Annotated in this window: 11 protein-coding genes; 8 read left to right on the forward strand and 3 right to left on the reverse strand. The window is 67.1% G+C overall.

Going from position 1 to position 13,946, the window contains the following annotated elements; all coding sequences use genetic code 11:
* Positions 1-466 precede the first annotated feature (466 nt).
* Positions 467-1,429 (forward strand): alpha/beta hydrolase, encoded by a 963-nt coding sequence (locus F757_RS0127810; protein WP_027214240.1) that lies wholly within the window; start codon positions 467-469, stop codon positions 1,427-1,429.
* Here F757_RS0127810 and F757_RS0127815 read toward each other — a convergent pair.
* Entirely contained in the window at positions 1,409-1,984 is a 576-nt protein-coding gene (locus F757_RS0127815; RefSeq protein ID WP_442856668.1) for a lytic transglycosylase domain-containing protein, read from the reverse strand. The genes F757_RS0127810 and F757_RS0127815 overlap by 21 nt on opposite strands.
* 248 nt (positions 1,985-2,232) lie before the next feature.
* Here F757_RS0127815 and F757_RS0127820 point away from each other — a divergent pair, with 248 nt between their 5' ends.
* The 3 genes from F757_RS0127820 (at position 2,233) to F757_RS0127830 (ending at position 5,550) form a co-directional block, all read left to right on the forward strand.
* Positions 2,233-3,234, forward strand: coding sequence for a sulfonate ABC transporter substrate-binding protein (locus F757_RS0127820; RefSeq protein ID WP_027214242.1), 1,002 nt, complete (start codon positions 2,233-2,235; stop codon positions 3,232-3,234).
* A 238-nt stretch (positions 3,235-3,472) separates the two neighbouring features.
* Positions 3,473-4,879: a selenium-binding protein SBP56-related protein gene (locus F757_RS0127825; RefSeq protein WP_027214243.1), complete on the forward strand. Its 1,407-nt coding sequence runs from the start codon at positions 3,473-3,475 to the stop codon at positions 4,877-4,879.
* Complete coding sequence (locus F757_RS0127830; RefSeq protein ID WP_027214244.1) at positions 4,876-5,550, forward strand: membrane protein; 675 nt, start codon at positions 4,876-4,878, stop codon at positions 5,548-5,550. The genes F757_RS0127825 and F757_RS0127830 overlap by 4 nt, the downstream gene beginning before the upstream one ends.
* Before the next feature lie 171 nt (positions 5,551-5,721).
* Here F757_RS0127830 and F757_RS0127835 read toward each other — a convergent pair whose 3' ends face one another.
* Positions 5,722-5,955, reverse strand: a complete 234-nt coding sequence (locus F757_RS0127835; protein ID WP_027214245.1) for a DUF2795 domain-containing protein — start codon at positions 5,953-5,955, stop codon at positions 5,722-5,724.
* 150 nt (positions 5,956-6,105) lie between these two features.
* On the opposite strand from F757_RS0127835, the gene F757_RS0127840 reads away from it, so the two are divergent.
* From F757_RS0127840 to F757_RS0127855, 4 genes are all read left to right on the forward strand, one after another.
* Positions 6,106-8,136, forward strand: a complete 2,031-nt coding sequence (locus F757_RS0127840) for a hypothetical protein (protein ID WP_027214246.1) — start codon at positions 6,106-6,108, stop codon at positions 8,134-8,136.
* 208 nt (positions 8,137-8,344) lie between these two features.
* Positions 8,345-10,549, forward strand: a complete 2,205-nt coding sequence (locus F757_RS0127845; protein ID WP_027214247.1) for a VTT domain-containing protein — start codon at positions 8,345-8,347, stop codon at positions 10,547-10,549.
* Positions 10,546-11,322, forward strand: a complete 777-nt coding sequence (locus tag F757_RS0127850; protein WP_027214248.1) for an endonuclease/exonuclease/phosphatase family protein — start codon at positions 10,546-10,548, stop codon at positions 11,320-11,322. Before F757_RS0127845 ends, F757_RS0127850 begins: the two co-directional genes overlap by 4 nt.
* A gap of 197 nt (positions 11,323-11,519) precedes the next feature.
* Complete coding sequence (locus tag F757_RS0127855) at positions 11,520-11,861, forward strand: hypothetical protein (RefSeq protein WP_027214249.1); 342 nt, start codon at positions 11,520-11,522, stop codon at positions 11,859-11,861.
* A 57-nt stretch (positions 11,862-11,918) separates the two neighbouring features.
* On the opposite strand, the gene F757_RS0127860 is transcribed toward F757_RS0127855, so the two are convergent.
* Entirely contained in the window at positions 11,919-13,835 is a 1,917-nt protein-coding gene (locus tag F757_RS0127860) for a DNA-binding protein (protein ID WP_027214250.1), read from the reverse strand.
* Between the last annotated feature and the right edge of the window lie 111 nt (positions 13,836-13,946).

The raw sequence follows: 13,946 nt of genomic DNA on the forward strand, positions 1-13,946 counted from the left end.
GGGTTGGCAATCCGCGAGTTGGCAATCCAATCCGGCAGCGCAAGCCTCGCCTCCCGCGGGGACCCAACCCGGCTCATGGCGACAGCCGAACCCGGCATCGCCATTCGGGTGGGGGCCGCCGTTCGCGCCGCAGCCATCGGCGTACCCCGTTGCGCCGCCTCCATCGACCACAGGCGCCGGATGGGCGCAACAGCCCGCTGCCAACGGCGANCCGCCGGCAGCGCGCCCNCCGGCTCCGCCCCGGCCGGCTTCGCCGCCTGCGGGATGGTCTACCGTCAGTGACGACAGCGGCTCCGGCGCCCGTCGTTCGCGCGGATGGCCGGCCGGACCCGCGGGGAGCAGCGACGAGGGGCGTCGTTGAGCCCGCTGCCCCGCTTCGCCTCCCCGCAAACCGCTTCGCGCCTGCAAGCTTCCTGCATGGACGGATTTTTACGCTCGATCGGGTCAACCCCAATCGGACGCAGCCATGTCGCTCGCTCCCAGCGTGCAACAGTTTCTCCTGCGACGCGCGAGCGCCGGCGCGCAGACCTTCGACGCCATCGACGTGCGCGACGCGCGGCAGCGCTTTGCTTACTACACGCCGCTCGGTGACGTACCGCCGCGCGCGCTCGCAGCCGTCGAGGACCTCAGCATCGAAACGCGCGACCACGCCCGGCTCGACGCGCGCATCTACTACCCCGCGCCGCCCTGCTGGGCCGATCCGCAACCGGCGCTGCTGTTCTTTCATTCGGGCGGCTATGTGGTCGGCAGCATCGCGAGCGCCGACGCCCTATGCCGCACGCTCGCCGACGAAGCGGGTTGCGCGGTGGTCTCGGTCGGCTATCGTCTGGCACCGGAAAATCGCTTCCCCCGCGCCGTCGACGATGCACTCGACGCGCTCCACTGGCTGCATCGCAACGCGGCTTCGCTCGCCGCCGACGGCACGCGGCTTGCCGTCGGCGGCGAAAGCTCGGGCGCCACGCTCGCGGCGGTCTGCGCGGTCCACGCACGTGACAGCGGCATTCGCCTCGCGCTGCAACTGCTGGTCTATCCGGCGCTGTCGGCGGGAATGGAGACGCACGCGCATCGCCGCTACGGCGACGGCTATTTCCTGTCGCTCGACATCATCCGCTGGATCCAGCGGCATTACCTCGCCGACGCCGACGACCGCCGCGACTGGCGCTTTGCACCGCTCGACGGCGACCGCGACGCGCCGCGTGACTGGAGCTCACTTGCGCCCGCGTGGCTCGTCTCGGCGGAATACGACCCGCTGCAGGACGAGCACGCATGCTACGTCGACAAGCTCAGGCGCTATGGCAACGAGGCGAGCGTCGTCTATTACCCAGGCATGATTCACGGCTTTTTCTCGATGGGCGGCATGATTCCCGAGGCATCGCTCGCGCATCGCGACGCTGCCCGCATGCTGCGCTCAGCGTTGCGCATCCCTTGAAGCGGACACGCGTTCGATCCCGCCAGCGCTTGCGCGCCGCTCGGGCAGCACGTTCCACGAACGCAGGATCGCCGCGATCTGCCGCGCGTAGCGATCGCGCAGTGCGGGCGTCGCCGAATGGTAGGCGCCCACCGCTGCCCACGTGTTGCCGTACTTCACGATCATCCGGCGCAATTGCCAGGCGGCGATGTAGATGTTCTTGCACGGTGCCATCAGTTCGGCCCGCGTAATGCCATAGCGCGACAGCGCGGCAAGATGGATCGAGTTGATCTGCATGACGCCGTAATCGGTCGAGCCGTTGGCGTTCGCATGCGTCGCGCCCGGCTGGTTGCGCGACTCCTGCCACGCAATCGCGCGCAGTATCAGCGGATTGACATGCTGATAGGCGGCGGCATCGTCGAAACAGTTTGCCCGCGCGGGCGCGGCCGCGCTCGCGGCGCAGGCAATCGCGATCCCGGCGGCATACGCATGCACGCGCGACGCGCAACGCCCGCGCCGAGCGCGCGCGTCAACGCGATCACTCGCGCGGAAGATGGAAGGAGTCAGCGTTGCCATGAGAACGCGCGTTGCGAATGGGGCTCTCATCTTGCCCCGTGCGTCGCGCGCGACACGCTCTTCTCGCGAAACGGGGCGCGGCCAGGCGAAGCGCGCCGCCCGACTTCGCATTCCGTATTCCCTATTCCATCTGCGCAGATTTGCTTACGGCAAAAGATCGGTTCGTCAGGTCTACGCCGGCAGGTACGATGGCCTCGCGTATGCGCTTTTCTCGCGTTTCTCACGCGTTTCTCACTTTTCCGCCTGCCATGTCCAAGATCAAGACACCGAACCACCGCCGCTCGTTCATCCAGCTTTCGCTGGGCGCCGCCGCGGCTGCGGCAGCCGTCGCCGCCGCGCCGCTCGCGACACCGCTCGCCTTCGCGCAGGCGCCGTCCAAAGGCGCGCCGCGCTCGCTGCGCATCGGCAACCAGAAGGGCTACCTGAATTTGCTCAAGGGTCGCGGCACACTGGAAAAGCGGCTTGCGCCGCTCAACGTTTCGGTGAGCTGGACCGAGTTCGCCGCGGGCCCGGTGCAACTCGAGGCGCTGAACGTGGGCTCGATCGATTTCGGCGATGTGGGCGAAGCGCCGCCCATCTTCGCGCAGGCCGCGGGTGCGCCGCTCGCCTACGTCGCGGCCACGGTGCCGCGCCCGCAATCCGAAGCCGTGCTGGTCCCGCCGGGCTCGGCTATCCATACCGTGGCGGACCTGAAGGGCAAGAAGATCGTCCTGAACCGGGGCAGCAACGTCCACTACTTTCTGGTCAAGCTGCTCCGGCAGCACGGCCTGCAATACGCTGACGTCAAGGTGGTGTTTCTCGCGCCCGCCGACGCGCGCGCCGCGTTCGAGCGCGCCTCGGTCGACGCATGGGTCATCTGGGACCCGTTCCTTGCGGCCGCGCAGAAGTCGCTCGGCGCGCGCCTGCTCGCGGACGCGAGCGGCGTCGTCGGCAATCGCGGCTATTACTTCTCGTCGCAGAGCTACGCGGCGAAGAATCCCGACGTGATCGGCATCGTGATCGAGGAAATCGAAAAGATCGACCAGTGGGGCAGCCGCAACAAGGATCAGCTGTCGAGCGAACTGGCGCAGCTGTGGGGCCTGCCCAAAGCCGTGGTGGATGCCGTGGTGGCGCGCCAGCGGTTCGGCACGGAGCGCATCACGCGCGCCATTCTCGGCGAGCAGCAGCAAATTGCGGACGCGTTTCTCGACCTGGGCCTGATTCCGAAACAAGTGGACGTGCTGCGGGCCGGACCGCCAAATCTTGCTTGACCGGCGGACCGCGCGCACAGCCGGGTCCATGCGGCGGCAAGCCGCAAATCATGCGGCTGGCGCTTAAAAGCGCGCTGCATCGAACGCGCGGCAACCGCGTCAATGAAAAGCCCCGCGAAAGCTTGGGTTGCTCTCGGAAGAGCCGTGAACTACATCTAAAGCCGGGGCACGTCCGGTGCGTTCAGCGCGGCCTGGACCGCGAGGGCCGCGCCCCGGCCACACAAAAGGAGACACCGTCATGGGTATGCGCCCCGATCCCACCTTCCACGCGTCGCCCCGGCTCGCCATGGACGCACCGGCGGAAGAATACGCGTACACGCTGTTGCTCAGCCCCGATTTCTCGCAGCCGGACGCGCTCGCCGTGATCGACGTGAAGCCCGGCTCGCCGACCTACAGCCAGGTGGTTCACACCGTGCCGGTGCCGAACAAGGGCGACGAATTCCACCACTTCGGCTGGAATGCCTGTTCGTCGGCGCTCTCGCCGCTTACGGGACACGCCTTTCTGGAGCGGCGCTATCTGATCATTCCGGGCATGCGCTCGTCGCGCATTTACATCGTGGATACGAAGCCGCACCCCACCGAGGCGAAGATTCACAAGATCATCGAGCCCGAGGAAATTTTCCGCAAGACGGGCTATTCGCGTCCACACACCGTGCATTGCGGACCAGAGGGCATTTACGTCAGCACGCTCGGCGGCGCAGGGCCGGACGGCACCGACGGGCCACCGGGCATCTTCATCATGGACTGCGAAACGTTCGAGGTGCTCGGCCGCTGGGAGATCGACCGCGGTCCGCAGCAGAAGCACTACGACTTCTGGTGGAACCTGCCGCGTGACTACATGGTGTCGAGCGAATGGGCGCTGCCGCCGCAATTCGAGAACGGCATCGTGGCCGAGGACCTGCTGGCGAACAAGTACGGACACGCGGTGCACTTCTGGGACCTGCGCGCGCGGCGCAACGTGCAGACGATAGATCTCGGCGCGAATCATCAGATGGCGCTCGAGGTGCGGCCCGCACACGATCCGAGCCGCGAGTACGGCTTTATCGGCGTGGTGGTCGACACGACCAGCCTGGAAGGCTCGATCTGGACCTGGTGGCGCGAAGGCGGACAGTTCCATATCGAGAAGACAGCGACCATCGCGCCCGAGCCCGCCGACCCCGCGTCGCTGCCGCCGTTGCTGCAAGGCTTCGGCGCGGTGCCGCCGCTCGTCACGGACATCGATCTTTCGATCGACGACAAATTCCTCTATGTCGCCTGCTGGGGCACCGGCGAAATGCGCCAATACGACGTGACGGAGCCGCGCAAGCCGAAGCTCGTGGGCTCTGTGCACGTTGGCGGGATCGTGCGGCGCACGCCGCATCCGAACGGCGAGTCGTTCGCGGGCGGCCCGCAGATGGTGGAAATCAGCCGCGACGGCAAGCGGGTCTACTGGACCAATTCCCTCTACTCGACGTGGGACAACCAGTTCTATCCGAACGGCGTGCCCGCGGCACAGGTCATGGCGCATGCGGACCCGGCCGGCGGCCTCACGCTTGCCGACGATTTCTGGGTGAAGTTTCCCGACGGCTATCGTGCGCACCAGATTCGCCTGGAAGGCGGCGACTGCTCGACCGATTCGTTCTGCTACCCGTCGGTGGGCGTTTGAGCGCAAGCTGGTCGCAGGCGGGACTGTGGCTCGCGGTCGTGGCAAGCGGTTGTTATCACGGCGTCAATCCGGCGATGGGCTGGCCGCTCGCCGTATCGAACGCGCTGTTGCAGAGGAAAGCGTCCGCGCTGCTGGGCGCGCTTTGCTGGCTCGCCGCCGGACATCTGCTCGCCATCGTGTTGATGATGCTGCCGTTCGCCGTGCTGGGCATGCTGCTCGCGTGGCAGCGCGAGATCCAGGCGGGTGCGAGTGCGCTCGTCATCGGCTTCGGCGTTCTTCTGCTGCTGTGGCGGCGTCATCCGCGGGTTCTTGCGCGCATTGCGCCGTCGCGGCTCGCGCTGTGGTCGTTCACGATTGCGCTTGCCCACGGCGCCGGACTGATGCTGGTGCCGATCTACCTCGGCCTTTGCCGGGCCGACGAGCTTGACCGCGCGCATCAGGCCGCGCAGGCTCTGATGCAGTCGCGGCTTGGCATGGCGCTCGCCGTGTCAGGCGTGCATGCCGCCACGATGATGCTGGCGGGCGGCGTCATTGCGTGGCTCGTCTACCGTTATCTGGGGCTCAGATTCGTGTCGCGCAGCTGGTTCAATCTGGACACGGTGTGGGCCTGCAGTTTCATCGTAGTCGGCGCGCTCGCGCTGCTGCTGAATGCGAGCGACTTTTCGCGGTGATGAAGGGACGGGACGGCACGCGCGCCGCCCCGTGCGCCAGGTTCATCAAACTGCGCGGCCTGCGGCCCCATCCTGCGCCATGCGTGCCATGCGTGCCATGCGTGCCATGCGTGAGAGATGCGCGAAATGCGCCATACGTGCGATATGCGCGATATAGGGGCGATACGCGCGCTACTCCACGTTCGACGCCTCGCGCATGACAGCCGACACGCTGTCGAAGCTACGGTCAGCCATGCGTTTAAGCACGGCGAGCACTTCGCCATCCGCGCCGTTGCGTTGCGCGAGTTCGACGAGCTTGTCGCGCGTGGTCGGAAACTGAGCGCCTTCGAGCGCACGCGTAATTTCGTCGGGACGCGGTTCGTCGGGGTGCCGGTGGTTTTGCGAGCGAGCGGGATGCTGAGCCATATTCATCTCCTTGACGGTGAAAAATGCTTCGTCACCGTGATTTCGCATAACGTGTGCCGCGCTCGTTTTTCCGCATCAAGTTGTTATGTAAGCTGCCGTTAATCTTGTCGATGTTCCAGGACAGATTCACGCGAACCTACAGAGACAACTATGCACTTTCTGCGCGCACCGGGCGCTTTTACCGCCTTTCTCGCCGTGTTGCCGATTGCCCTCGCCGGCTGCGGCGGTGCGGCCAACCAGCAGCCTTCCATCAGCGGCAGCGTCTATCTCGGGCCGGTTGCGGGCGCGAACGTCGCGGCTTATGCGATCGACTCGAACGGACACGCTGCGGCGACGCCCGTTGCCACCATCGTCACCGACGCCAATGGTCACTTCGTGTTGCCGCGCGCGCTGCATTGGCCGCTGCTGGTGCGCGCGAGCGGCGGCAGCTATACCGAGGAAGCGACCGGCGCGAGCGCCTCTGCCGGTCAGGCTGAGTTGACGGCGGTATATGTCAGCGAACCGTCGAGCATGGTCATCACGCCCTACTCCACCGCCGTCGTTGCCGACGCGATGGCCGCCGGCGGCCTAACCGCGTCGAACGTGGCGGCAGCATCGGCGCGCCTGTCGGCGTTTCTCGGCGGCATCGATCCGCAGCAGACCGCGCCCGCGTTCGTCGCGCCTGGCGCCACTGCGGGCGCGCTCACAGACGGCAACCGCATGGCCCTCGCGCTTGGCGCGGAGTCGCAAAGCCGGGCCGACAACGACACAAGCGTCGCGGCCAGCGTGCAACATATCGTCGCGCAGGCGGCGAAAGGCGACACGCTCGCCGCCTGTCACGCCGGAGCGGGCGACGTTGCCGCGGACGGCTCGCTCGCCGCGCCCGCCGACGACACCTGTCATATCAGCAGCGGCGCCGCGAACTTCGCGGCGAATCCGCTTAACCGCTCGGGCGTCACGACGCTCTCGATGCTCGGCACCACCGCGGCATCCGGCCCGCAGACGGCCAGCGCGTCGGCCAACGCGTGCGGCGACCGCGTCGCCTTGCTCGAGCAGAACCGCTGGCTTTTCGAGGGCCGCAAGAACAGCGTGCAGGCGTCGCTCGTACCGGGCATGACGAGCAGCAACTGGTCGACCTATCCGACCGCCAGCACGTGGGGCCCTCATGCGGCGATCTATGGCACGATCTCGGCGCCGTCGGCCTGCACGAATCTCGACACGTTCCGGCGCGAGCTCGTGATGGCGATCGAGAACTACTGGGTCGACCAGAATCTCAACTACTGCCACCACCACATACCGGGCTGGACCCCGCCCGAAAACACCGCGAGCACGGACTATCGCGATTCGTCGGCGGGCAGCACGAGCGGCAGCTCGTCCGATCCGCATTCGCCGAAAATGACCTGCACCGCGCAGCGCGGCGCCGACGGTTCGCAAAGCGTGCAGACCTCCACTGCGCAAACGCCGGCTGTGATCGGCACGGCGCTCATGTGGAACGGCGCGGACTGCTCGAACTTCACGTCGTGGGTGTACAACTTCGCGGGGCTCGCAACCAATCAGTTGTCCGGCGCAATCGGCGTGCAGGCGTGCAGCACGCCGGCTTCGGGCACGGACCCGCTGACGGGCGTGCTGCTCGACATCAATCGCGGCAATCTGTCGAGCATGGAGCAATACCTGCTGCCGGGCGACCTGCTCTACATCACGCAGAAAGACACGGTGGGCAGCGGCAGTTTCGCCGCCGACTACAAGCTCGCGCACGTGATTACGTGGACCGGCAAGCGCTTTAGCGACCTGCAGGCTGGCGCGGACCGCGCGAAATACGACCTGAGCCGCATCGGCCAGCCGGATTCGCGCCTGGGCGGCGACTTTCTCGCGCTGCTCGGCCCGACCGACACAGCAGCGAACCTGGGTCAGCCGGGGCACGATCCGTGGATGATCATCGACAGCCACTACGCCGGTCCTGCTTATCGGCCGTTTCTCGGCTGGTATGCGGAGCGCCTGTCGCACGTGCGCCGCATCGTCGGTGCGGATCAGGTCGCGAACAATCCGCATCTGGCCGACTACGTGATCAAGCCTTTGCCGCCGACTCGCAAAGGGTGGCTGACGCTCGCCTCGAAGCACGCGAACGCAACGGCCACGAGCGGCTTCCGGCTCATCTACCAGACGAGCGGCACGCAGTCGTGCTACCAGGCGGGCACGCCTTGAAGGCATAGCGCGTCGCGCCGGCGTAACCCGCATCGTCTGACGATAGCGGCGTTACGCCGGCGAAAATTTCAACCGGCGTAGAGCAAATACACGCCGCGCTGCGCATCCTGATGCGGCTAGCGCTGTCGCACGCGGTACAACGCGGGGGCCCGGGGGACTATGGAACGGCATTTGCATGCCGGTTGCCATTGACTTCTGCCGACTGGTTATGAGCGAACCCGACCCCATGCAACCTGCACTGCTCGATCCGCCGTCGCGCGACACCGCGGACGCGCCGCCCGTCGTTCACGACGGCGAGGTGATGGACACGAGTTCGACCTGCGAATGGATCCTGCAGGCGCATCGCGCGAGCGTGCTGATCGACGCCGCCTCGTATTACGCGGTGCTACGCAAGATGATCCCGCGTGCGCGGCATTCCATTTTCATTCTCGGCTGGGACATCGACAGCCGTATCGAACTGGTGCCAGGCGGCGTCGATGATGGTTTTCCAGCCAAGCTCTCCGAGTTCCTCTGCGCGGTGCTCGACGAAAATCCGCACTTGCGCATTTACCTGCTCGGCTGGGATTTCGCGATGCTGTACGCGTTCGAGCGCGAATGGCTGCCTTCCTACAAGCCGGCGTGGCACGCACACCGGCGGCTGTGGTTCCGGCTCGACGGACGGCATCCGCTTGGCGCATCGCATCATCAGAAAATCGTCGTAATCGACGACAGCCTTGCGTTCACGGGCGGCATCGACCTCACCGGCTCGCGCTGGGACACGCCGGAACACCGGCCCGACGATCCGCTGCGCAAAAACCTCGGCAAGACGAGCTACGAGCCGATGCACGATGCCCAGTTGATGTTCGACGGCCCGGCCGCCGCCGCCATCGCGCATCTGGCGCGCGAGCGCTGGCGCCGCTCGCGCCGCAGCGGCAAGGCGGGCCGGCCGTTCAACGGCAAGCCGCCGCCGCGCACGGATTTGTGGCCGGCGGACATCGAACCGGATTTCGTCGACGTCGACCTCGGCATTTCGCTCACCGAGCCCGCCTACGACGGCAGGCCGGCCATCCAGCAGGTGAAGGCGCTGCATCTGGCCGCCGTGGCCGCCGCGCGCCGCAACATCTATATCGAGAACCAGTACTTCACCGCGAATTCGGTCGGCTCGGCGCTGCAAAAACGTATTGCGGAGCCGGACGGCCCCGATCTTGCCGTGGTGTGTCCTTACCGTCAGAGCGGCTGGCTTCAGGAGGCGACGATGGGCGTGTTGCGTGCCCGTCTGCACAAGCTGCTCGAGGCGGCCAACAGCAACGGCCGCTATGCGATGTACGCCCCTGCCGTGGACGCACCGAACGGGCAGTTCATCAACGTGCACAGCAAGATCATGATCGTTGACGAGCGGTTGCTCGTGATCGGCAGCGCCAATCTGAACAATCGCTCGATGGTGCTCGATTCGGAATGCTGCATCGTGATCGACGGGCGCGACAATCCTGAGCGCCAGGCCGCGATTGCGCGCATTCGCAATCGCCTGCTCGCGGAACACCTGGATTCGAGCGAGGCCGATGTTGAACAGGCGCTCGCACGACATGGCCGGCTGAACGCAGCGATAGCGAGCCTGAAGGGCAACCCGGTGCGCACGCTGCAACCGTTGACGCCAGAGGTGCCGCCCGAGCTGCGCGACATTGCCGACAGCGTTCACGTGCTCGATCCCGAGGCGCCGATTGCGGCCAACGAACTGCTCGCGCAGTTTCTGCCCGAGCCCACGCACCGTCCGGTGATCGCCAAACTGCTGGTGCTTGGCGCGCTCGCGCTCGGCGTCGTCGCACTGACCATTGCATGGCGCTTCACGCCGTTCGGCCACGAACTGAGCTTCGCGAAGCTGACCGCCGAAACGCAGCGGCTCGCCGCAACGCATTTCGGCCCGCTCGCCGTGGTGGCGATGTACGCGCTCGCCGCGCTGCTCTCGGTGCCGGTGACCTTGCTGATCGCCGTGACCGGTCTTGTGTTCGGCGCGGTAGCGGGCGCCGCCTACGCGCTCGCGGGCACGCTGATCGCCGCGGCGGCGGGCTGGGCCGCGGGCGCCTGGCTCGGCCGCGACGCCGTGCGGGAGCTGGCCGGCGCGCGCCTGAATCAGTTGAGCGAGCGACTGCGCAGCAAGGGGCTGGTTGCCGTCATCCTGTTGCGGCTCGTGCCGGTCGCGCCGTTTTCGATTGTCAATCTCGCGGCGGGCGCCTCGCATATCCGCTTCAGGGACTTCATGGCGGGTACGGCCATCGGCATGACGCCGGGCGTCGTGCTCGCGACCTCTTTCGCGCGCCAGCTGGTGAGCGCGGTGCGCCATCCGACGCCGCTTTCGCTGCTGCTGGTCGCCGTGATCGGCGTGGCGCTCGTGTCGATGTCGCTAGTGTTGCGGCGCATGCTGATGAGGCGGCAATGAGCGGGCGCGCGAACGAAACCGTCGCCCTCGAAGAAGCGCAACCTGCGCCGCGCGTACAGACGCGGCCCGCCCGCGCGAGCCATGCGGGCGAGCCGCTGCGCATCGTCACGTACAACATTCATGGCGCGGTGGGCACGGACGGCAGGCGCTCGGGAGCGCGCATCGCCGAAGTCATCTCCGCATTGAACGCGGATGTGGTGGCGTTGCAGGAAGTGCCGCTCGGCGGCGCGGCGAGCATCGACATACTGCGCGAATTGCAGGACCTGACCGGCATGCATGCGGTGCCGGGCCCGACGCTCGACGGCCCAGACCGGCGCTTCGGCAATGCGGTGCTCACCAATCTGCCGGTGCGCGCGATCCGCACGCTGGACCTTTCGTTCGGCAGCCGCGAGGCGCGCGGTGCGCTCGACGTGGATATCGACACCGGCAACGGCCTGATGCGGATCGTCGCGACGCACTTGGGGCTGTCGGCGCGCGAACGCCGCGCGCAGGTGAGATTGCTGCTCGAAGCGTTCGATACGCCCGAGCTTCCGGTGATCCTGCTTGGCGATCTGAACGAATGGTTTGTCTGGGGATGGCCGATGCGGGCATTGCTCACGCGTTTTGGCCGGGTGGCTGCGCCGCGCACCTTTCCATCGCGGTTTCCGACCTTCGCGCTCGACCGCGTGTGGGTCCATCCGGCCGCCCGGCTCGTCGACATTCAGGTGGATAAAAGCCGGCCGGCGCGTATTGCGTCCGATCATCTGCCGCTCGTCGCGCGCGTGCTGCGCTAGAGGCGCGATTTGCCGGTTCGTTCTGCGGGTTTGGCTCCTATGTGGCCATGCGCGAACGCGGTGGTCGCAACGTTGGAACGGCGCGTGCTGGGTATGTGGGGTGTGCCGTGTGTGCCGTGTGTGCCGTGTGTGCCGAGCGTACCCGAAACATCACGCGCAGATGCCGTTCGCTACCGACCTCAGCCAGGAGACGACTCATGACCGAGCAGCAAGACCCTTCTTCCAATCCGGCTTCCAACGCAACTTCCAACGCAAGCTCCAACCCGCCCCCGGAGCCTGCCGCGCCGCCCTCGCCGTCCACGCCCTCGCGCGAAGGCTTGTCGGGGCCCGGGCCGGCCCAGCCGCAGCCGATCCCTTCGCCCGCGCCGGGCACGCCGCGCACGCCGGGCGGCAACCAGCTCGACGCCATCGACGAAAAAGACGCCGACAAGGTCGTGCCGAAGGATTCCAAAGAGACGCAACTGCGCGACCCAGGCTCTGCACCCGGCGCCGGCAGCCATAGCGTGGACGATGCGGGCTCGCCGCCGAAACCGTTGTGAGCCGACGCGGCTTGCGCCTGCCCCGCAAAGCGGCAAACCCGCAGACTTGCGCAGCCGTCAGGCGTCGATCTTCGACATCACGGCAGTCGCCGGATCGTACCGATACCCTTTCTGCTCCAGACGTTCCGCGAGCGTCGCGCTAATGAGCTTTTGCTGCGCGTCGCGCGAGATCAGATCGTGGTCGGGTTTGAGCCGTTCCAGTTCCGACGAGAGCCTGCGCAAAAGCGCGACCTCGGCCGCGCTGCGCGCGTCGAGGAACGTCACCTTCTGATTGGTCGCGCCAAGCCGCTGCTTCAGTTCCTTCGCGTGCGCGATCCATTGCTCGGCCAGCGTGCGTAATTCGCCGTAGGCCTTTTCGTGCGCCTTCGCCTGACTGGCCATCTGACGGCGCAGCGACGCGAGTTCCTCGGCCATCGCGGCTTCCTTCGACTCCTGCTCGGGAGACGGCGCACCGACCGACGCGCCCTGTTGCTGAAGCTCCTGTAGCCGCTGTGCATGCATGCTTTCTGTTTCGGCAAGCTGACGCTCGAGCTCCGCCACGCGTTGTTCAGCCGTCTGCGCACGACTGGCAGCCGTCGATGCGTCGTGCGCGAGGCGGGTGGTCTCGGCGGTGGCGGCCGCGTTCGCTTCGCTCATCTGCGTAAGCTGTTCGCGCACGCTGGCCAGTTCCTGCTGCACGCGTTCCAGTTCAGCGCGCTGGGCCGAGGCTTCGTCGCCGCGAGCCGCATGCGCGTCGCGTTCGGCCGACAGTTCCGCGCGGGCCTGGTCCAGTTCGGTTTGCAACGCGGCGAGCTGCGCGAGATTCTCGCTGGCTTGCACTGCGGCGTCCTGGGCACGCGACGACGCTGCGCTCGATTCCTCCGCCCAGCGTTGCACTTCCCGCGCGTGCGCCTGACCCGCCTCGCCGAGCGCCGCGGCCTGTTGTCGCGCGGCGTCGCGTTCCTCGACGAGGCGCGCGATCTCTTCGTCCTTGGCAATGACCGCGGTGCTCAACGCTTCGCGCGCCTGACGGTCTTCGGCCGACGCGGCTTCAGCGGCTTGGCACCGGGCGTCGGCAGCGGACGCGCGCTCGTCGGCTTCGGCAATGCGGGCTTCGGCCGCCGTGGCGCGTTGCTCCAATTCCCCGGCGCGGGCTTCGGCGGCCGTGGCGCGCTCCTCAAACGCGGTAACGTGTGCTTCAGCGGTCGACGCACGTTGTTCGAATTCCGCGCCGCGTGCTTCAGCGGTCAACGCCCGTTGTTCGAACTCCGCGCCGCGTGCTTCGGCAGTCGCTGCGCGTTCCTCCAATTCCAGAGCCCGTGCTTCCGCAGCCACAGCACGTTGCTCGAACTCCGCCACCCGCGCCTGTGCAGTCGCCGCCCGCTCCTCGGCCTCGGCGATACGCGCTTCGCTCGCGGCTTCCCGCTCCTCGGTTTGCGCGACGCGCGACTCCGCTGCCGCCGTGCGGTCCTCGAGTTCCGCAACCCGGTCCTCGGCAGCCTTCGCGCGGTCGCGCAGCGCCGGCTGCTCGGCAGCGAGGCGATTCAGCGCCTCTTCCGCGATGCTCAGCGCGTTCGTGAGCGTCGCGACGCGCTCGCGCGCCAACTCGGCTTCGGCGAGCGCGTTCTGATATTCAGTGAGCGCCTCGTCGCGCTCGGCGGCAAGCGCATCCGCGTGGCCGCCCGCCAGTGCGAGCCGCTGATTGACGACGCGCTCTGCTTCCTCGCGCGCGCTCGCCCACAGCGTGCCGGCGACGCTCAGCATGGTTTGCGCTACATCGTCCGGCAAGCTGGTCATGACCGACGCCGGCGCCTGCGCGGCAGCGGGTTGCCGCGCCTGCCGCCAACGCTCGAGCGCCGCGGAGACGGCGACGATCGAACCGCTGCGGACTTCCCCCCAGATCGCCAGCGCGGACACCTTCTTGCCTTCGCCGGCCATGCGGTCCGCTATTTGAGCCACCCGTTCGTCGGTGACGGTGTCTGTTTCCATGAACATGAATGCCTCGAGATTCAAAGTAAGCAGGCGGCAACCGGGCCTTCCGCGCCGTCGTGAGTGGCAGGTATTTTACCGGGCAATTCCGCGGGCTCGCGGCGGCGCGTCGCGCCG

The organism is Burkholderia sp. WSM2232 (genome assembly GCF_000472545.1).
In the GTDB taxonomy this organism is placed as follows: domain Bacteria; phylum Pseudomonadota; class Gammaproteobacteria; order Burkholderiales; family Burkholderiaceae; genus Paraburkholderia.